Consider the following 17,743-nt stretch of genomic DNA (forward strand, 5'->3'; position numbering starts at 1 on the left):
AAAGTCGCCCAACACGGTAAACGAAAGGTGTTCATTCGGATGAGAGCGGCGCCCGATCGTCCCAACGCGCGCGCCGCAACGCCTCTTAGGCGGCGGGCCGGGCTTCGTAGCCGGCGCCGTTCACAGCGGCTGCGGCCTGCTCGGGCGACAGCGTGGTCTCGATCTCCACCCGGCCTGCGGCGCGGCTCACCGTCACCTTCGCGGAAGGGTCGTCCGCTTCGATCGCGCGGGCGACCGATCGCGCGCAGCCCTCGCAGACCATTCCTGAAACTTCGAGCGTGACCATGACGCCTCCCGGAAGCCGGTTTTCCGCTTTTCATATGGAGACGAAGGGGATCCCTTGCGAGGGATTGGCCCGGGAATCACGAATCGAAGATGATCGGGGCGCGCATTTCCCTGGACCGAACGACATGACGAAATCCGCTGCGTTCTTCGTCGCCGCCGCGATGGCGGTGACGGCGGCGTGCGTCGGCGTCATTACGTTCTACGGTCTTGATCTGAGCATCGGGGTCTCGGCGCTGGTCGCGTTTTGCGCGCTGGGCGGCATGGCCGTGACCCAGCTCGCCTTCACCCGCGCACCGGCGGGAGACCCCGGCCGCCTCGATGATCTCGACTGGGTGGTGACGGACCTGCAGAGCAGGCTGGAGACCATCGAGGCGCGGATGTCGACGCTGGACGCCGCGAGCGGCGAGCGCGCACGCAACGCGACCCGTCCGGTCGTCGAGGAGCTCGCGGCGCTCGGCGGCCTCGTCACCTCGATCGCCAAGGAAGTCGCCGCTCACGACGTTAAATTCGCGCAACTGGCGGCCGAAAAGGCGCGCGAGGCCGCAGAGGCGCAGATCGCGGCCGAAGGCCCCGCTCCACCGTGATTTGCTTGACCTCTCCGGCCCGCGCGCTTAGCGGGAGGCGAGATGTCCGACTCCTCCCCCGTCTTCGCCCGCTTCGCCCCGCTCGCCGCGGCCTACGACGTCGCGCTTTGCGATGTCTGGGGCGTGCTGCATGACGGCGTTCACGCCCACCAGGAGGCCGGCGACGCGCTGACCCGCTTCCGCGCCGGCGGCGGCGTCGTCATTCTGGTGTCGAACGCTCCGAAGCCGTCGGAATGGGTGATCGAGCACCTCGACGAGCGCGGGGTGCCGCGCAGCGCCTGGGACGCGGTGGTGACCTCCGGCGACGTCGCGCGTCACATGCTGGCCGTGCGCGACTGCTGGACGGTGCATCACATCGGCCCCGACCGCGACCTGCCGTTGATGGGCGATTCCCGCCTCAAGCTCGTCGGCCCCGACGAGGCGCCGATCGTTGTGGTCACCGGGCTGATCGACGACCAGACGGAAACCCCCGAGGATTATTCCGATCGTCTCGCGGCGCTCAAGGAACGCCGCCTTCCGATGATCTGCGCCAACCCCGACCTTGTCGTGCAGGTCGGCGAACAGAAGCTGTGGTGCGCCGGCGCGATCGCCGATCTCTACCAGACGATGGGCGGCGAAACGCTGTTCGCCGGCAAGCCCTATGCGCCGATCTACGACGCCGCGATGCGGATGGCCGAGGAGATTCTGGACCGCAAGCTCGACCGCTCGCGTGCGATCGCGATCGGCGACGCGGTGCGGACCGATCTCGCCGGCGCGACGGCGGCCGGCGTCGACTGCGTGTTCGTCGCCGACGGCATCCATGGCGAGGAGCTCGGCCGAGGCTCGCCCGACCCCGAGAAGCTCGCCGCTCTGTTCGCCGAGCACGGCTATGCGCCGGTCGCCGTCATGCCGAGGCTCGTCTGGTGATCCCGGACTAAGTTTTTCTTATATCGACCGCACGCGCCGCCGCTGCGTGAAGTGCGCGGCGTCCACGCGCCGCCAAGACCCATGGGAGACACCGAAATGAGCAACCGAATCGTCCTGCGCGCCGGAGAGGCTCTGGTCGCCGGCGGCCCTCCCGGCACCGCCGCCGAGCCGGAAGTCGTGATCGGCGAACTGGACGGCCCGGTCGGAACCGCGCTCGCGACGCTGACGGGCGACCAGGTGAAGGGGCACACCCGCGTCTTCGCGCTGCTCAACACCGACATCATGGTCCGTCCGGTGACGCTGTGCGTCTCCAAGGTCACCGTCGACAACCCGCGCTACACCAACATCCTGATGGGCACCGTGCAGTTCGCGATCGCGAACGGCGTGCTCGACGCGGTCCGCGCCGGCTACATTCCGAAGGACAAGGCCAACGACCTCGGCATCATCTGCTCGGTCTGGCTGGCGCCCACGATCGTCGACGTCGAGAACCTCGACCACAAGGTGCTGTTCGACATCCATCGCAAGGGCATGCTTGAGGCGATCCGCAAGGCGATGGCCTCCGAGCCCTCGATCGACTGGCTGCTCGAGAACCAGGAGAAGATCACGCACAAATATTATCAGATGGGGCTCGACGGGAAGGTCTGAGGCCTGACTCGAGCTCGGGCGCGCGAGGCGTCCGAGCTCGATAGCCTGGAGCGGAGAGGCGCTCAGCCCTCCTCGGAGGCCGCGGCCGCCCGCCAGCCGATGTCGCGGCGGCAGAAGCCTTCGGGCCAGTCGATGAGGTCGACGGCGGAATAGGCGTTCATCTGGGCTTCGGAGGCGTCGGCGCCGATCGCGGTCACGGCCAGCACGCGGCCGCCGGCGGCGACCAGTTTTCCGTGATCGAGCGCGGCGCCCGCTATGAACACGGTGACGTTCGGCCGCTTCTCGGCCGCCGCGATCCCGCGGATCTCAGAGCCCTTCTCATAAGGCCCTGGATAGCCCTTCGCAGCCATCACCACCGCGAGCGCGGTTTCCCGGCGGAAGACGGGCTTGCGGCCCGCGAGCTCGCCGGAGACGGCGGCCACCATCAGCTCCAGCAGGTCGTCCTTCAGCCGGGGCAGCACGACCTGCGCCTCCGGATCGCCGAAGCGGACGTTGTATTCGACCAGTCTCGGACCGTCCGGCCCGATCATCAGCCCCGCGTAGAGGAAGCCGACGAAGGGCGTCCCGTCCGCCTTCATCGCGGCGACGGTCGGCCGGACTATCTCGGCCATCGCCTTCTCGACCAGCGCATGGCTCAGCACAGGGGCCGGCGAATAGGCGCCCATGCCGCCGGTGTTGGGGCCCTCGTCGCCGTCGAAGGCGCGCTTGTGGTCCTGCGCGTCGCCGAACAGCAGGGCGGTCGTCCCGTCGCACAGCGCGAACAGGCTGGCTTCCTCGCCCGCCATGAACTCCTCGATCACGGCCTCCGCTCCGGCGTCTCCGAGCTCGCCGCCGAACACGTGATCGACCGCCTGATGGGCCTCCTGAAGCGACGTCGCCACAACGACGCCCTTGCCGGCGGCGAGGCCGTCAGCCTTCACCACGACAGGCGCGCCGAACGCCTCGACGGCCGCGTGGCCCTCCTCGGCGGAGCGGCAGCGGCGGAAGGCGGCCGTGGGGATGCCGTGCGCCTCGCAGAGCTCCTTGGTGAAGGCCTTGGAGCCTTCGAGCCGCGCTGCGGCCGCGCTCGGGCCGAAGGCCTTGATTCCGGCCAAGGTCAGCGCGTCGACGACCCCTTCGACCAGCGGCGCCTCGGGGCCGACGACGACGAGGTCGACCTTCTCGGCCTTGGCCAGCGCCACGACGCCCGCGACGTCGTCGGCCGCGACAGGCCGCAGCTCGGCGTGCGCCGCGATTCCCGGGTTTCCGGGCGCTGCGATCAGCCGGGTGAGAAGCGTGCTCCTTGCGAGCGAGGCCGCCAATGCGTGCTCGCGTCCGCCGGAGCCGAGGAGAAGTACGATCATAATGAGAACGTCGCCGGCTCTGTGGGACCCGGCGACGTTCTAGCGGCCTTGGGCCTGGCGCGAAAGCTCGCTCGCTCCCGCGCTACTCGACGATGACCTTGCCCTTCATCACCGCCGAATGCGGCGTGCAGATGTAGTTGTAGGTGCCCGGTTCGACGAACTTGATCGCGTAGGAGTCGCCTGCGTTGAGCATCGGGCCCATGGCGCCCTTGACCGTCTTGGCCGGACCCTGGCGCATGTGCACGTTGTGCGCCATGCCCTCTTCCTTGTTGGTCCAGCGCACGATCTGCCCCGACTTGATCGTCACCTCAGGCGTCAGGAACGCCATGGAGTTGATTTCGATGTCGGTGATCTCGCCCGTCGCCGCCTTGGCGTCCGGCAGGATCTCGATCGGGTCGGCCGCATAGGCGACGCTGAGCGGCAGCACGACGCAGAGCGCCGCGAGCAATAGTGAACGCATGGGCTTTTCCTCAACTACGAAAGCTTTGTGGGAGCTGCGCCATTCCGGACTGCCAGCGGCGCTGATCGGCCGAATATACCCGCTTCGGCCAGATCAGAAGGGAAATCCGGAGTGCAGATGCAATACCATATCGGCCTATACGCCACATGGCAAATAGCGCCGCCGGCGCAGCCGGCATTGCGAACAGGAAGTCACTATCAAGCATCGGCTCTTCCACATAAGAACTGATATAATTCAATTTCTCGTTATTATATACCTGATGGATATGCGCCGACCTCGTGATCAACAAGGATAGAGTGACTCTAAACCGATCAGAATTTTATGATCATAATCTTATGTTTCTAGATTGGCGGCTCACGCGCGCTGGGCCCGAAATGCGCAGGCGCGATGATGAGCCTGGGGAAGGCCGTGTTGAGCCGGGGCCCCGACCCATCCGGTCGGAGGTCGCCTGCTTCCGGATAAGCGGCTAGGATTCGCGCCATGCCAGACGCGGTCCTCAGCAACGCCCCCGAAGTCTCCGTCACCGAGCTCAGCCAGGCGCTGCGCCGCACGGTCGAGGACACCTTCGGCTATGTCCGGGTGCGGGGCGAGATCTCCGGCTATCGCGGGCCGCATTCGTCGGGCCACGCCTATTTCGCGCTGAAGGACGACGGCGCGAAGATCGACGCCGTCGTCTGGCGCGGGACCTTCGGCAAGCTGAAGTTCAAGCCGGAGGAGGGGATGGAGGTGATCGCCACCGGGCGGCTCACGACCTATCCCGGCAAGTCCGCCTACCAGATCATCGTCGACGTCATCGAGCCCGCCGGCGTCGGCGCGCTGCTCGCGCAGCTCGAGGAGCGCCGCAAGCGGCTGGCGGCGGAAGGCCTGTTCGACGAAGACCGCAAGCGCCGCCTGCCGTTCCTGCCGGGGGTCGTCGGCGTCGTGACGTCGCCCACCGGCGCGGTGATTCGCGACATCCTCCACCGGCTGGCGGACCGGTTCCCCCGCCGGGTGCTGGTGTGGCCCGTGCGCGTGCAGGGCGAAACGGCGGCCGCCGAGGTCGCGGCGGCGATCATCGGGTTCAACACGCTTGAGCCGGACGGCGTCATCCCGCGGCCGGACGTGCTGATCGTCGCCCGAGGCGGCGGCAGCCTGGAGGACCTCTGGGGCTTCAACGACGAGGCGGTGGTGCGGGCGGCGGCGGCAAGCGCGATCCCGCTGATCTCGGCGGTCGGCCACGAGACCGACACCACGCTGATCGACTTCGCCTCCGACCGCCGCGCTCCGACGCCAACCGCCGCCGCCGAGATCGCGGTGCCGGTGCGCGCCGAGCTGCTGGCCGCGACCGTGGAGCGCGGCGCGCGGCTGCGCGCGACGATGGCGCGGGGTCTCGAGATCCGGCGCACCGAGCTGCGCTCGGCGTTCCGCGCGCTGCCGAAGCTCGAGGCGCTGGTGCAGCTTCCCCGGCAGCGGCTCGATCACGCAGCCTCAAGACTCGCGCCCGCGCTGACCGCGAACGCCGCCCGCCACCGCGCCAGCCTCGCCGCCGCCGGCGCGCGGCTGTCGCCGATCGCGCTCAGGAACCGGATCGTGCTGTCGCGCGAGAAGCTGGAGACCCTCCACGCCCGGATGGAGCGGGCCGAGCGCGCGCTGACGGACCGGCGCCGTGCGAAGCTCGAATCCATCTGGACGCTGGTCCGCAGCCTCAGCCACGAGGGCGTGCTCGAGCGCGGCTATTCGCTGGTGCTCGACGCGGACGGCCATGTGCTGCGCCGCGCGGCGACGGTCTCCGAGGGTCAGGCGCTGACGCTTCAATTCGCCGATGGCGCGGTGCCGGCCATCGCCGGCGGCGAGCCGGCGCCGCCGAAACGCATGGCCAGACCGAGGCCGTCCGGCGCGAAGCCGCAGCCCGATCTGTTCGGTTGAGGCCAGCGATGACAGAAGCGCTTCCGGACCTGTTCCCGGGTTTCGAATCCAGGCTGATCAAGGTCGGCGAGGTCGAGATCTTCGCGCGGATCGGCGGAGAGGGCCCGCCGCTGCTGCTGCTTCACGGCTATCCCCAGACGCACGTGTGCTGGCACAAGATCGCGCCGGCGCTGAGCCGAAGCTTCACGCTGATCCTCGCAGACCTCCGGGGGTACGGGGCGTCCTCCGCGCCGGCGCCCGTCGCCAATGGCGCGAACTACGCCAAGCGCGAGATGGCGGAGGACATGGTCGGCCTGATGCGCGCGCTCGGCCAGAAGCGCTTCGCGGTCGCCGGCCACGACCGGGGAGGGCGGGTCGCCTATCGCATGGCGCTCGACCATCCGGAGCGCGTCGCGCGCCTCGCCGTGCTCGACATCGTGCCGACAGCGCGGATGTGGTCGGGCATGGACTCCCGCATGGCGATGAAGGCCTACCACTGGCTGTTCCTCGCCCAGCCCGCGCCGCTCCCCGAGACGCTGATCGGCCGCGATCCCGACTTCTTCATTGACTGGACGCTCGCGAGCTGGACGGCGTCGAACAACCTCGAGCCCTTCGACCAACGCGCGCTCGCGCACTACCGCGCCTTCTTCCGCCAGTCCGCGCGCATCGCGGCGACCTGCGGCGACTACCGCGCGGGCGCGACCGTCGACGCCTCGCACGACGCCGTCGACCATGAGGCCGGCCGGCGCATCACGGCCCCGCTGCTCGCGCTTTGGGGCGCGAAGGGGTTTCCGAGCGAAGGCTCGGGGCCGCTGGAGATCTGGCGGACGTGGGGGACCGACGTGCAGGGCCGCGGGCTTCCCGGCGGCCACTTCCTGCCGGAGGAGGTGGAGCAGGAGACGGCGGACGCGCTGCTTGCGTTTTTCAGCGCGGGGGAGCGGTGAGGCGCGCGACCGGTCAGCCGTCGCGCATCGGCCTGGCGCTCGGCGGCGGCGGCGCGCGGAGGCTCGCGCATCTCCATGTCCTCGAAGCCTTTGACGAGCTCGGCGTCCGTCCCGCGGCCATCGCCGGCGCCTCGATCGGATCGGTGTTCGGCGCTGGCTACGCTGCGGGACTGACTGCGCTCGAGCTTCGCGCCCATGCTTCCGCAATGCTGAAGAATCGCAGCGTCGTCGTCGCCAAGCTGCTGAAGGCTCGCGTGGGCCGGATCACGGACCTGTTCGGGGCGGGATCGCGCAATCCCGCTCTGATCGACGCAGAAAAGCTGCTGCCGCTCTTTCTGCCGGAGAGGGTGCCGGCCACGTTCGAGGAGTTGGAGATCCCGTTTCTCGCGATCGCCACCGATTTCTTCGGGCACGTCGAGATCGTGATCAGCGACGGACCGCTTCTTCCGGCCATCGCGGCGTCGTCGGCGATTCCCGGGATATTCCGTCCGGTCCTTCACAAGGGACTGACGCTGATCGACGGAGCGATGACCAACCCGCTGCCTTTCGACGTGCTTTCGGATAAGGTCGACTCCGTCATCGCAGTCGACGTCACGGGCGGCCCGGTCGTGTCCGGCCGCGCATTTCCCAACGCGTTCGAGACGATGCTTGGCGCAACTCAGATTCTTCAGGCGACGATCATAGGCGCGAAGGTGGCCGGCGGCGGTCCCGACGCGCTGATACGCCCGGACGTCCGCGGCGTGACCCTGCTCGACTTCTTCAAGACGACAAGCGCGCTGCGCAGCAGCGACGCGGCGAAAGATGAGGCGAAGCGCGCCATCGAGAGGCTGATCGCAGGCTGATTGCTACTCCCGCCTCGTCCCTAGCGCCGCCCCTCGAAGTGCCGCCTCAGCAGCCTCATGTTGCGGCGGTTGGCCTTGAAGGCGGCGTCGAACACCGTTCCGATCACGGGCACGCTGCCGGCCACCGTGTCGAAGGCGACGTTGCCGACCATGCGCGCCAGCACATGTCCGGGCGCGCCGAGGTCGTGCGCGCGCTTGATCATGTAGATCGAGACGATCGCGGTCGAGACGTCGCCCGCCACCGGCACGATGCTGGCGATCGCGTCGACGCCGAAGCGCCAGTTGGTTCCCGGGATGCGCCAGCGCGAGTCGAGCAGGTTCGCCAGCCGGTCGAGTTGGTCGAGCGTCTCGGCGAGACGTGGAGCCGGATCGTGCATGCGGCCGGCGAAGCCGGTTGCGGCGCGTGCGGTCATTTTCTGAGGATCACCCAGATGGCGTGGATGACGCCGGGCAGCCAGCCGCACAGTGTAAGCAGGATGTTCAGCCAGAACTGCAGGCCCAGACCGACCTGGAGAAACACGCCCAGCGGCGGCAACAGGATCGCTAAGAGGATGCGTACGACGTCCATGGCCTCGCCCGTGAAAGCACCGGGCCTCCAGATGCGGCCCTACCGCGATGCAACGCGAAAGAACGGCTTTTCGTTCAGTCACGCGCTCGTGCGCGGCCCTCATGGCTTTTGGAGCCCCCGGAGTTCAGCGTGTCTGGAGGCCGTGACAACCCCGGAATGACGGTGGAGGGTCAACCCTCGCGACGCTCGCGGAAGAACGACCGCAGCAACTCGGCGGACTCCCGCTCGGCGAAGCCCGGATAGACCTCGGGCGCGTGGTGGCAGGTCGGCTGACCGTAGAGCCTGACGCCGGAGGTCACGGCGCCCCCCTTGGGGTCGTCCGCGCCGTAATAGAGCCGCCGTATGCGCGCGAAGGAGATCGCCGCCGCGCACATCGGACAGGGCTCCAGAGTGACCCAGAGATCGCAGCCGACGAGGCGCTCCGAGCCCATCGCGTCGCAGGCCATGCGGATCGCCAGCATCTCGGCGTGGGCGGTCGGATCGGAGAGCTCGCGGGTGCGGTTTCCAGCCTGCGCGATCGCCGCGCCGTCGCGCAGGACGACCGCGCCGACCGGGGTCTCGCCGCGCGCGGCGGCCGCGCGGGCCTCAGCGAGCGCAAGTTCCATCGGGGATGTGTGGTTCGTCCTCGTCAACGGCCCGCCGCCATGCTATCGCCCGCCTTGTCATGACAGAGCCGACCGAAACGCCGGACGCCGCCGAAAAGGCCGCGCCGCAAGATCACGCGCCGACCCATCCGGGCGAGCGCCTCGCCAAGGCCATCGCCCGCGCCGGCCTCGGCTCCCGCCGCGACGCCGAGGTCTGGATCGGCGAAGGCCGCGTCAAGGTCAACGGCAAGGTCGTGGAGAGCGCCGCGCTCAACGTCGTCGACAGCGACAGGATCGAGGTCGACGGCCGCGCGCTGCCCGCCCGCGAACGGACGCGGCTCTGGCTCTACCACAAGCCGCGCGGCTATGTGACGACCAACCGCGACCCGGAAGGACGGGAGACCGTGTTCTCCGTGCTCCCGGCCGGGCTGCCGCGGGTGATGACGGTCGGGCGGCTCGACATCAACACCGAGGGGCTTCTGCTCCTCACCAATGACGGCGGGCTGGCGCGCGTGCTGGAGCTGCCCGAGACCGGGTGGCTGCGCCGCTACCGCGTCCGCGCCTTCGGCCGCGTGACGCAGGAGGCGCTGGCTTCGCTCAAGGACGGCGTCACCATCGACGGCTTCTCCTACGGGCCGATCGAGGCCGAGCTCGAGCGCCAGCAGAACGACAATGTCTGGCTCCAGATCGGCCTGCGGGAAGGCAAGAACCGCGAGGTGAAGCGCCTCGCAGAACATCTCGGCCTCGCCGTCAACCGGCTGATCCGCATCTCGTTCGGCCCCTTCCAGCTCGGCGCGCTGGCCGAGGGCGAAGCCGAGGAGGTCCGCACCCGGACTTTGATGGACCAGCTCGGCAAGCGCCTGACGGAAGAATCCGGCGCCGAGTTCGAGGCGCCCGTCGCGCATAACGAGGAAGCGCCGCGCATGACCGGCGGCCGCGGCGCGGGCCGCGCCCCGACGCCGGAGCCGCGCGCCGACAAGTCCCGCCTCGCCGATCCCTCGCAGCGCGTCGGCCGCCGCGCGCCGATCTCGCGTCCGCGCGAGATGGCGCCGCCGGCCGAAGGCGTCGCCGCCGAAGACGCGCCGGCCCGCGTCAAGCGCGGCGCTCCGATCGCCGATCGCCGCGGCCGCAAGGTTGCGGTCGAGCGCGTGTCGCGCACTGTCGACGAGCCGGCGCCGAAGCGCGTCAGCAAGCGCGACGCCAACGCCGCCGAACGCTTCGGGGCGGCCGGCCGCCCCGCACGGCCGCCGCGCGCCGGAGCCAAGCCCGCCGGAGCCAAGCCCGCCGACGCCCGTCCGCCGCGGCGCGAGGACGGCCCCCGCGAGGATCGTCCGGCGCGCGCTCCCTACGGGGACAGGCCCGCGCGGGCGCCTTACGGCGATCGTCCCTCGCGGCCGCCCTCAGGCGACCGGCCAGTTCGCGCCCCATATGGCGACAAGCCGTCCCGCGCGCCCCACGGCGAACGGCCGTCGCGTCCGCCGTCCGGCGATCGCCCGGCGCGCGCGCCCTATGGCGACCGTCCGGCCCGCGGCGAGCGGCCTTACGCGCCGCGCCCGCCGCGCGACGACGCGCGCCCGGATCGTCCGGCCCGCGCGCCATATTCCGATCGGACGGAGCGTCCGCGCTCCGAGGCTCCGCGCGCCGCCCCGCAGTGGCGGGACGACGCCGCGCCGCGCGCCGTGACGGAACGCCCGCAGCGCGAACGGCCCTCGCCTCAGGGCGAGCGCCCGCCGCGCCGCGAGTGGAAGGACCGGCCGACCAACGGCCGCCCTGCGCGCAGCGAAGGCGGCCGTCCGCCGCGTCGCGCGCCGGGCGACGCGCCCGAGCGCCCCCGGTCCGATCGTCCGCAGGGCGACCGTCCGGCGCGCGCTCCCCGTGGCGAAGGCGCCGCGACCTCCGAGCGTCCCGCGCGGCGCGAATGGCGCGACAGGCCCGCCGGCGGCAAGCCGGAAGGCGGCCGCCCCGCCCGCAGCGGCGATCGCCCGAAGGCCGGCGAGCGCCCGACCGGCGCGGCAGGCCGCGTCGCCGGCAAGCCGCGGCCCTCCGGCGGCGGCTTCAAGCCGGGCGGACCGGGCGGCAAGCCTCGTCCGGGCGGAGCAGGCAAGGGTCGCCCGAGCGGCGGCGGCAAGGGACGGCCGGGCGGCGGTGCGGATCGTCGGCGGTAGGTTCAAGGGCCGCGCGCTGAAAGGCCCGCCGGCGGAGTCGCGCGCGATCCGCCCGACCAGCGACCGGCTGCGCGAGGCGGTCTTCAACGTGCTCGCGCACGCCTATGACGACCCTGTGACGGACGCCCGCGTGCTCGACCTGTTCGCCGGCACGGGAGCGCTCGCGCTCGAGGCGATGTCGCGCGGCGCGCGCTTCGCGCTGTTCGTCGACGACGGCGCCGAGGCCCGCGCGTGCCTCCGCGAAAACGTCGAGGCCTTCGGGCTCGGCGGCCAGACCAAGATCTTCCGGCGCGACGCCACCGCACTCGGCCCCGCGATCGCCCAGGGGCCGTTCGACCTCGTCTTCGCCGACCCGCCCTACGGCAAGGAGCTCGGCCAGCGCGCGCTCACCTCGGCCCGCGATGGAGGCTGGCTGAAACCCGGCGCGCTGGTCGTCTGGGAGGAGAGCGCGGAGGCCGAGGCGTCGGCGCCGGAGGGATTCGAGACGCTGGAGGTCAGGGCTTACGGCGACACGCAGGTTTCGATCCTGCGGGCGGCCTAGGACGCGTCAGCCGGGCCACCATCCAAGCGTCTTTGCGAAGTGAGGCTGGGGCGCGCAGAACGCCCGCGTCGTTATGCCGAGCTTGCTCTGAACGTTCGCCGGGACAGGCTCGAACCCGCCGCGTCGGTACGACCAGTTCATGACCCGTCTGCCGTCGCGGCCTTCGATCGTCAGCAGCATGTGAGGGTCATTCGAGAAGACGGACAGCGACGTCATTCTGAAACCGGTGAGATCTACGAGGTTTCGGACGGGCCTTGTGTGGCGTCCCAAGCAATATGGATCGTCACCCGCGGCCGCCTCGGCCGACGCGACCACCGACGGCGGCAGCCGGGCCGCCCAGACGCTTGCGCCTGCGAGCCAGCCGCCGAGGCAGGCGGCCATCGCACCCGACCACAGAAGCGGCGTAAACCGCGTAGCGCGCCTGACGTACAGAGCCAGGGTGAGCGCCGCTGTCTCCATGTAGAACATCGCGTAAAGACCAAACATGATGAGGGGGGCGAAGATTTCGCCAACGCCGCCGCCGTGCTCAGTTCGGGCCGTCAGCGCCATGACGATAAGGAACGACGTGAAAGCTGCGTGATGAATTTTAAGGGCGTCGATCGCCGCGGGATTGCGGGCGAAGGGCGCAAGAAATGTCAGCGGCAGCCATAAGAAAATCAGAACGAGCAGAAGCGCGGCCGGTGCTGCAAGAGGCGAGCCGCGGTCTTTGCGAGGAACAGCCCAGTCGTTGAGCACGAGAAACGTGCTGGCGGCGACGATGATCGCAATAAGGACGCAGATTTTGAGCGGGATGATCCGGTGAGACGCGATCGTGGTGGCTTTGCTCTGCTCGATCATCGTCGATTGCGAGTCTTCCCAGACTGGCCGTTTCGATTCTGCGCGCGATCTGGCCGTCCGTCACCGTAGCTCCATCGTCTCGGCCGAGACGACGCAGTTGCGGCCTGCGGTCTTCGCCGCATAGAGCGCGACGTCGGCGCGCGCGACCATCGCGTCGATCTCGATCTCGCCCGGACGGCGGCTCGCCGAGCCTATGCTGACGGTGACGGTGAGGTCGGCCATCACAGGCTTCGCCATGATCGCGCGCCGCAGGCGCTGGGCGATCGCCGCCGCCTGGGCCGGCCCGGTTCCGGGCAACAGCACGGCGAACTCCTCGCCGCCCATGCGCGCGAGCAGGTCGTCCTTGCGCAAAGCGACCTGCGCCCGTCGCGACACCGCGGTCAGCACCTCGTCGCCCACGCTGTGCCCGAACGTGTCGTTCACGGTCTTGAAGTGGTCGAGGTCGATCATCAGCACGGTCAACGGTTTCGCCGCGCGCCGGTCCGCGAGCAACGTCTGCGCCCGCTCGAAGAAGCTGCGGCGGTTGGCGAGCCCCGTGAGGCTGTCCGTCCGCGCGATCTCGCGCAGTTCGCTCTCGAGCCGGCGCTGGTCGGTGACGTCCCACAGCACGAGCGAGAAGCCCTGATCCGCGTGCCTGTAGTAGAACTGGATCGCGCGGCTCAGGCCGTCGCGACAGGTCACCTCCCATTCCGCCATGTAAGCCCGGCCCGGATCGCGCGCGGCGTTGCGGGTGATGACCCGCCATTCGGCGCGCGCCGCCTTGCGGCGCTTCGCGTCCGGGAAGGCGAGCTCCCACCAATCCTCGTGATTGTTCATGGGACGGTCGGAATAGTCGAACAGATCATCCGATTTCTTGTTGTAGAACAGTGCGTTGAAGTGCCGATCGTAGAGCTCGATACCGACCGGGAGGGAGTCCAGCGTCGCCCGCGCCTGGGCGAGCGCCTCCATGCCGGTGAGCGGAGCCTCCGCGCGCAGCGTCAGCACGAAGGAGTTCGCCTCGCCCGGCGTGCGGGCGACGTCGACCGCCAGCGACCGTTCTCCCGCCGGGGTGACGCACTGGAGCCGCAACGACGCGCCGACGCCGTGCTGCGGCAGGGCGCGCAGGAACTCGGAAAGCGTCGCGGCGGCGTCCGCACCGACCAACTGCTCGAGCGGCTTCACTTCGCCCGCTCGGAACCGAAAGCCGAAGAGGCGAGCCGCGGCGGGATTTGCGGCCGTCTGCGGCGTGGACGTTCCGGCGACCACCACCACCGGGTGATTGACGGCCTCGAGCGGCCCGAGTTCAGGATCCATCCCTTTCATCTTCGCCCGAAAAGCTTCTCCAGGTCGACCGTGCTCAGCGTCACGAACGTCGGGCGGCCGTGGTTGCAGGTGGAGGCCGCCGGCTCGGCCTCGATCGCACGGAGCAGGGCGTTCATCTCGTCGGGTTTGAGGCGCCGGCCGGCGCGCACCGATCCGTGGCAGGCGATGGTCGCGAGGATCAGGTCGAGGCGCCGCGCCATCGGGGTCGCGTCGGTCGCGCCCTCCGCCAGCGTCTCCGTGATGTCGCGCACCAGCTGCGCGCCGTCGCACGGGCCGAGCGGCGCAGGAGTCGCGCGCACCAGCAGCGCGCCCTGCCCGAAGGACTCGACCACGAGGCCGAGCGTCTCGAGCTCACCGGCGACGGCCAGCACGCGTTCGGCGTCGGCGGGATCGAGATCGACGACGTCGGGCACGAGTAGCTCCTGCCGCGGCACGCCGGCGACCGCGCGAAATCGCTTGAGCGCCTCGTAGGTCAGCCGCTCGTGGGCCGCATGCGCGTCGACCAGCACGACGCCGTCGCGGGTTTCGGCGAGGATGTAGGTGGCGTGGAGATGCGCTTTGGCGGCGCCGAGCGGACGGTCCATCGCGTCTGGCTCGGCTTCGGTCACGCGGGCGGCGGGCGCAAGGTCGATCAGGTCGGCGGAGAAGGCGGCCTGATCGCCTTCCGCGAAGCCAGGGGAGGCGGCGGCCCAGCCTCCTCCTGCCGGCCGCGGATAGGACGTCGGCCTGGTGAAATTCGTGGCCGGCGGGGGGGCGGCGAAGCGGGCGATCTCCGCGCCGCCGGCTGCGTAGGGCTGAGGCCCGGCCTCGCCGAGGGCCGCACGCACCGTCGACACCACCAGCGCGCGGATCAGCCCCGGGTCGCGGAACCGCACCTCGGCCTTCGCCGGGTGGACGTTGACGTCGACCTCGCCGGGACCGACCCGGATGTCGAGAGCCGCCACCGGCCAGCGGTCGCGCGGCATGACGTCCTGATAGGCCGCCTTCAGCGCGCCGACCAGCAGACGGTCCTTCACGGGGCGTCCGTTGACCGAGAGGTGGACGGAGCCTGCGGTCGCGCGATGCAGATGGCCGAGCCCGATATGGCCTGAAAGCCGCGCCGCGCCGCGCTCGCCTGCGACCGCCACCACGGCGTCCGCCACGTCGGCCCCCAACACCTGAGCGAGGCGCTCCGACAGGCGGTCGGCGGCGACAGCGGGGAAGCGGAGCGTCCGCTCCTCGATCACCAGCGTCCAGTCGACATGCGGGCTCGCGAGCGCGAGGCGGCGCACGACGTCGGCTGCGGCCTGCGCTTCAGAGCGGTCGGATTTCAGGAATTTTGCGCGCGCGGGCGTGGCGAAGAACAGGTCGCGCACGTCGATCCGGGTGCCCTTCGGCAGCGCCGCCGGCACCGGCGCGCCCTTGGCGCCGCCCTCGACCTCCAGACGCCAGCCGTGCGGCGCGTTCGCCGTCCGGGTCTGGACCGTGAGCCGCGCGATCGCGCCGATCGAGGGCAGCGCCTCGCCGCGGAAGCCCATGGTCGCGACGCCGACGAGGTCCTCGTCCGACGTGATCTTGGAGGTGGCGAAGCGCTCGACGGCCAGGGCGAGGTCCTCGCGATCCATCCCGCAGCCGTCGTCGACCACTCGGATCAGCCGGGCGCCGCCGGCCTCCAGCACGATCTCGATGCGGCTCGCACCGGCGTCGAGCGCGTTCTCGGCGAGCTCCTTCACGACGGAGGCCGGGCGCTCGACCACCTCGCCGGCGGCGATCCGGTTCGCGACCGTGTCGGCGAGAAGACGGACGGGCATCGGCGCTCGCGAGGTGGAATCAGGATGGGCCGAGCCTAGCACGGCGGACGGCGCAGAATCCCTGCCGCACGCCTGAAACGCATGATGGCGAGGGGAAATAGTCTTGCCCGAAGTCCCCGGCATGGGGCACATGGAAGAGACTTTCAAAGGACCCTTCATGGAACATGCGACGACCGCAGGGCCGCTGATCGGCGCGCTCGTCTTCCTCGGGGCGGCGGTGGTCGCAGGCCCTCTTGCGCGGCGCATCGGGCTCGGGGTCGCGGTCGGCTATCTCGTCGCCGGGATCGTGATCGGCCCCGCGGGTCTCGGTTTCATCGAGGATCCTGGCGCGGTGCTGCAGGTCGCCGAGATCGGCGTCGTCATGCTGTTGTTCCTGATCGGGCTCGAACTGCGCATCGAGCGGCTGATCGCGCTGCGCCGGCTGATCATCGGGCTTGGCGGTCTGCAGATCGCGCTCACGACCGCCGCGCTCGCCGCGGTGGCGTGGGAGCTCGGCATGACGCCGCCGGCGGCGCTTGCGATCGGCATAGCGCTCGCGTTCTCGGGCACGGCGATGGCGCTGCAGATCCTCGGCGAGCGCGGCCATCTCAACCGGCCCTATGGCGAGAAGACCTTCTCGGTCCTTCTGGCGCAGGACCTCGCGGTCGTGCCCGCGCTGGCGCTGATCCCGATGCTGGGCGACGGCCCGACCGAGCCCGCCGACTGGATGCAGGGACTGATCTCCGCGGCGATCGGGGCGGCGGCGCTCGCCGGCATCGTGTTCGCCGGACGCTACCTCCTGAACCCGTTCTTCAGGTTCCTCGCGGGCGTCGGCGCGCGCGAGGTGATGACCGCGGCGGCCCTGCTGGTGGTGCTGGGCGCGGCCGAGGTCGCGCACGCAGCGGGGCTTTCGATGGCGATGGGCGCCTTCCTCGCCGGCGTGCTGCTCGCGGGCTCGTCCTACCGGGTGGAGCTCGAGGCCGACGTCGAGCCGTTCCGCGGCCTGCTGATCGCGCTGTTCTTCATGGGCATCGGCATGACGATCGATGTGAAGGTGGTCGTCGAGAACTGGGCGCTGCTCGCCGTCGGCGTCGTCGGCTATCTCGCGATCAAGCTGCTGGTCGCGACCGCGCTCGCGCGCGCGTTCGGCTCGCCGCTGCCATACGCGCTACGGATCGGCGCGCTGCTCGCCGCCTCCGGCGAGTTCGCCTTCGTGCTGATCCCGCTGAGCGCGACGGAGGGGCTGATCGACCAGGGCGCCGCCAGCCTGCTGTCGGCGCTCGCGGCCCTCAGCCTGATGGTGGCGCCTGCGATCGCGATCCTCGCCGAAAAGGTCGCCGAGCGGGCGACGCCGCCGGCGGCCGGACCTATCGAGGACTACTCCGACGTCAAGGGCGAGGTGCTCGTGATCGGCTTCGGCCGCGTCGGACAGATCGCGGCGCAGCTGCTGCTCGCCGAGGGCGTCGAGGTCACCCTGATCGACGCAAACGCGGCCCGCGTCGAGCAGGCCGCCAATTTCGGCTTCAAGGTCTATTACGGCGACGGATCGCGGCTCGACGTGCTTCGCGCGGTGAAAGCCCACGAGGCGCGGGCGATCGTTATCTGCGTCGACGACGCCGCGGTGACCAAACGCATCGTCGAGGTCGCGCTGACGAGCTTCCCGCTGACCAAGCTCGTGGTGAAGGCCTACGACCGGGGGCACGCGCTGGACCTGTTCGCGCTGGGCGTCGAGCAGGTGGTGCGCGAGACCTTCGAGAGCGCGCTGCTGCTGGGACGCCTCGCGCTTGAGGCCGCCGGCGTCGATCCCGAGCGCGCCGCCGAGATCGAGGCGGACGTGCGCCGCCGCGACGCCCAGCGGCTGGAGATCCAGCGCGTCGAGGGCATCAGCGGCGGGCGCCACCTCGCCTACACCAACAAGCCGATCCCCGAGCCGCTGTCGCTCCCGAAGCGCAAGGGCGAGATGCTCGACGGAACTGAAGCCGAGGTCGTTGGCGCGCCTGCGGAATAGAGCGGGGCGTTGGCTCCAAGAACGAAACGCACTGGCCGCCATGGCCGGCCCGTGTCGACCCCTCGCAGCGGGAGAG

At 70.3% G+C, this 17,743-nt stretch carries 18 protein-coding genes; 9 read left to right on the forward strand and 9 right to left on the reverse strand.

Annotated elements, in window-relative coordinates; all coding sequences use genetic code 11:
• Positions 1 to 85 precede the first annotated feature (85 nt).
• Complete coding sequence (locus tag PKE75_RS06700) at positions 86 to 286, reverse strand: heavy-metal-associated domain-containing protein (protein WP_271167941.1); 201 nt, start codon at positions 284 to 286, stop codon at positions 86 to 88.
• Positions 287 to 410: 124 nt separating this feature from the next.
• On the opposite strand from PKE75_RS06700, the gene PKE75_RS06705 reads away from it, so the two are divergent.
• The 3 genes from PKE75_RS06705 (at position 411) to PKE75_RS06715 (ending at position 2,420) form a co-directional block, all read left to right on the forward strand.
• Positions 411 to 869 carry a hypothetical protein gene (locus PKE75_RS06705; protein ID WP_271167942.1) on the forward strand — a complete coding sequence of 153 codons (459 nt, stop codon included), beginning with the start codon at positions 411 to 413 and terminating at the stop codon, positions 867 to 869.
• A gap of 42 nt (positions 870 to 911) precedes the next feature.
• The gene (locus PKE75_RS06710; RefSeq protein WP_271167943.1) at positions 912 to 1,775 is read left to right on the forward strand and encodes a TIGR01459 family HAD-type hydrolase; all 864 of its coding nucleotides are present in this window, start codon (positions 912 to 914) and stop codon (positions 1,773 to 1,775) included.
• A 96-nt stretch (positions 1,776 to 1,871) separates the two neighbouring features.
• Positions 1,872 to 2,420 carry a formaldehyde-activating enzyme gene (locus PKE75_RS06715; protein WP_271167944.1) on the forward strand — a complete coding sequence of 183 codons (549 nt, stop codon included), beginning with the start codon at positions 1,872 to 1,874 and terminating at the stop codon, positions 2,418 to 2,420.
• A 62-nt stretch (positions 2,421 to 2,482) separates the two neighbouring features.
• Here PKE75_RS06715 and purD read toward each other — a convergent pair whose 3' ends face one another.
• Together purD and PKE75_RS06725 are read right to left on the reverse strand one after the other, a co-directional pair.
• The gene (gene purD / locus PKE75_RS06720; RefSeq protein WP_271167945.1) at positions 2,483 to 3,763 is read right to left on the reverse strand and encodes a phosphoribosylamine--glycine ligase; all 1,281 of its coding nucleotides are present in this window, start codon (positions 3,761 to 3,763) and stop codon (positions 2,483 to 2,485) included.
• Positions 3,764 to 3,845: 82 nt separating this feature from the next.
• Positions 3,846 to 4,223 (reverse strand): plastocyanin/azurin family copper-binding protein, encoded by a 378-nt coding sequence (locus PKE75_RS06725; RefSeq protein ID WP_271167946.1) that lies wholly within the window; start codon positions 4,221 to 4,223, stop codon positions 3,846 to 3,848.
• Positions 4,224 to 4,703: 480 nt separating this feature from the next.
• On the opposite strand from PKE75_RS06725, the gene xseA reads away from it, so the two are divergent.
• From xseA to PKE75_RS06740, 3 genes are read left to right on the forward strand one after another with little or no spacing between them, the layout of a single operon-like run.
• A complete protein-coding gene (gene xseA / locus PKE75_RS06730; RefSeq protein ID WP_271167947.1) occupies positions 4,704 to 6,128 on the forward strand; it encodes an exodeoxyribonuclease VII large subunit in 1,425 nt (474 codons plus the stop codon).
• Positions 6,129 to 6,136: 8 nt separating this feature from the next.
• Complete coding sequence (locus tag PKE75_RS06735; protein WP_271167948.1) at positions 6,137 to 7,051, forward strand: alpha/beta fold hydrolase; 915 nt, start codon at positions 6,137 to 6,139, stop codon at positions 7,049 to 7,051.
• Positions 7,048 to 7,893, forward strand: coding sequence for a patatin-like phospholipase family protein (locus PKE75_RS06740; RefSeq protein ID WP_271167949.1), 846 nt, complete (start codon positions 7,048 to 7,050; stop codon positions 7,891 to 7,893). Before PKE75_RS06735 ends, PKE75_RS06740 begins: the two co-directional genes overlap by 4 nt.
• 20 nt (positions 7,894 to 7,913) lie before the next feature.
• On the opposite strand, the gene PKE75_RS06745 is transcribed toward PKE75_RS06740, so the two are convergent.
• The 3 genes from PKE75_RS06745 to PKE75_RS06755 all read right to left on the reverse strand — a co-directional run bounded on the left by PKE75_RS06745 (position 7,914) and on the right by PKE75_RS06755 (position 9,066).
• Entirely contained in the window at positions 7,914 to 8,306 is a 393-nt protein-coding gene (locus tag PKE75_RS06745) for a DUF4112 domain-containing protein (RefSeq protein ID WP_271167950.1), read from the reverse strand.
• Positions 8,303 to 8,461 carry a YqaE/Pmp3 family membrane protein gene (locus tag PKE75_RS06750; RefSeq protein WP_271167951.1) on the reverse strand — a complete coding sequence of 53 codons (159 nt, stop codon included), beginning with the start codon at positions 8,459 to 8,461 and terminating at the stop codon, positions 8,303 to 8,305. The genes PKE75_RS06745 and PKE75_RS06750 overlap by 4 nt, the downstream gene beginning before the upstream one ends.
• A gap of 170 nt (positions 8,462 to 8,631) precedes the next feature.
• Positions 8,632 to 9,066 carry a nucleoside deaminase gene (locus PKE75_RS06755; protein ID WP_428979116.1) on the reverse strand — a complete coding sequence of 145 codons (435 nt, stop codon included), beginning with the start codon at positions 9,064 to 9,066 and terminating at the stop codon, positions 8,632 to 8,634.
• A 59-nt stretch (positions 9,067 to 9,125) separates the two neighbouring features.
• Here PKE75_RS06755 and PKE75_RS06760 point away from each other — a divergent pair, with 59 nt between their 5' ends.
• Together PKE75_RS06760 and rsmD are read left to right on the forward strand one after the other, a co-directional pair.
• On the forward strand, positions 9,126 to 11,210 hold the full coding sequence (locus PKE75_RS06760; RefSeq protein WP_271167953.1) for a pseudouridine synthase: 2,085 nt from the start codon (positions 9,126 to 9,128) through the stop codon (positions 11,208 to 11,210).
• Entirely contained in the window at positions 11,191 to 11,751 is a 561-nt protein-coding gene (gene rsmD, locus PKE75_RS06765; RefSeq protein ID WP_271167954.1) for a 16S rRNA (guanine(966)-N(2))-methyltransferase RsmD, read from the forward strand. The genes PKE75_RS06760 and rsmD overlap by 20 nt, the downstream gene beginning before the upstream one ends.
• Before the next feature lie 6 nt (positions 11,752 to 11,757).
• On the opposite strand, the gene PKE75_RS06770 is transcribed toward rsmD, so the two are convergent.
• Genes PKE75_RS06770 through mutL form a run of 3 tightly spaced genes read right to left on the reverse strand, consistent with a single transcriptional unit; the run spans position 11,758 to position 15,680 of the window.
• Positions 11,758 to 12,588, reverse strand: a complete 831-nt coding sequence (locus tag PKE75_RS06770; RefSeq protein WP_271167955.1) for a hypothetical protein — start codon at positions 12,586 to 12,588, stop codon at positions 11,758 to 11,760.
• Between the two features lie 60 nt (positions 12,589 to 12,648).
• Positions 12,649 to 13,881 carry a sensor domain-containing diguanylate cyclase gene (locus PKE75_RS06775; protein ID WP_271167956.1) on the reverse strand — a complete coding sequence of 411 codons (1,233 nt, stop codon included), beginning with the start codon at positions 13,879 to 13,881 and terminating at the stop codon, positions 12,649 to 12,651.
• A 5-nt stretch (positions 13,882 to 13,886) separates the two neighbouring features.
• Positions 13,887 to 15,680, reverse strand: a complete 1,794-nt coding sequence (mutL, locus tag PKE75_RS06780) for a DNA mismatch repair endonuclease MutL (RefSeq protein WP_271167957.1) — start codon at positions 15,678 to 15,680, stop codon at positions 13,887 to 13,889.
• Between the two features lie 157 nt (positions 15,681 to 15,837).
• Between mutL and PKE75_RS06785 the strand changes: the two genes are divergently transcribed.
• Positions 15,838 to 17,667, forward strand: a complete 1,830-nt coding sequence (locus PKE75_RS06785) for a monovalent cation:proton antiporter-2 (CPA2) family protein (RefSeq protein ID WP_271167958.1) — start codon at positions 15,838 to 15,840, stop codon at positions 17,665 to 17,667.
• The last annotated feature ends 76 nt before the right edge of the window (positions 17,668 to 17,743 follow it).

This window comes from Hansschlegelia plantiphila (assembly GCF_027922265.1).
Lineage (GTDB): Bacteria > Pseudomonadota > Alphaproteobacteria > Rhizobiales > Methylopilaceae > Methylopila > Methylopila plantiphila.

Coding starts and splice junctions, on each gene's coding strand:
- PKE75_RS06700 (WP_271167941.1), bottom strand. CDS start 286: ATGGTCACGCTCGAAGTTTCAGGAATGGTCTGCGAGGGCTGCGCGCGA.
- PKE75_RS06760 (WP_271167953.1), top strand. CDS start 9,126: ATGACAGAGCCGACCGAAACGCCGGACGCCGCCGAAAAGGCCGCGCCG.
- PKE75_RS06715 (WP_271167944.1), top strand. CDS start 1,872: ATGAGCAACCGAATCGTCCTGCGCGCCGGAGAGGCTCTGGTCGCCGGC.
- xseA (WP_271167947.1), top strand. CDS start 4,704: ATGCCAGACGCGGTCCTCAGCAACGCCCCCGAAGTCTCCGTCACCGAG.
- PKE75_RS06755 (WP_428979116.1), bottom strand. CDS start 9,066: ATGGAACTTGCGCTCGCTGAGGCCCGCGCGGCCGCCGCGCGCGGCGAG.
- purD (WP_271167945.1), bottom strand. CDS start 3,763: ATGATCGTACTTCTCCTCGGCTCCGGCGGACGCGAGCACGCATTGGCG.
- PKE75_RS06725 (WP_271167946.1), bottom strand. CDS start 4,223: ATGCGTTCACTATTGCTCGCGGCGCTCTGCGTCGTGCTGCCGCTCAGC.
- PKE75_RS06750 (WP_271167951.1), bottom strand. CDS start 8,461: ATGGACGTCGTACGCATCCTCTTAGCGATCCTGTTGCCGCCGCTGGGC.
- PKE75_RS06785 (WP_271167958.1), top strand. CDS start 15,838: ATGGAACATGCGACGACCGCAGGGCCGCTGATCGGCGCGCTCGTCTTC.
- PKE75_RS06745 (WP_271167950.1), bottom strand. CDS start 8,306: ATGACCGCACGCGCCGCAACCGGCTTCGCCGGCCGCATGCACGATCCG.
- mutL (WP_271167957.1), bottom strand. CDS start 15,680: ATGCCCGTCCGTCTTCTCGCCGACACGGTCGCGAACCGGATCGCCGCC.
- PKE75_RS06775 (WP_271167956.1), bottom strand. CDS start 13,881: ATGGATCCTGAACTCGGGCCGCTCGAGGCCGTCAATCACCCGGTGGTG.
- PKE75_RS06770 (WP_271167955.1), bottom strand. CDS start 12,588: ATGATCGAGCAGAGCAAAGCCACCACGATCGCGTCTCACCGGATCATC.
- PKE75_RS06735 (WP_271167948.1), top strand. CDS start 6,137: ATGACAGAAGCGCTTCCGGACCTGTTCCCGGGTTTCGAATCCAGGCTG.
- PKE75_RS06710 (WP_271167943.1), top strand. CDS start 912: ATGTCCGACTCCTCCCCCGTCTTCGCCCGCTTCGCCCCGCTCGCCGCG.
- PKE75_RS06705 (WP_271167942.1), top strand. CDS start 411: ATGACGAAATCCGCTGCGTTCTTCGTCGCCGCCGCGATGGCGGTGACG.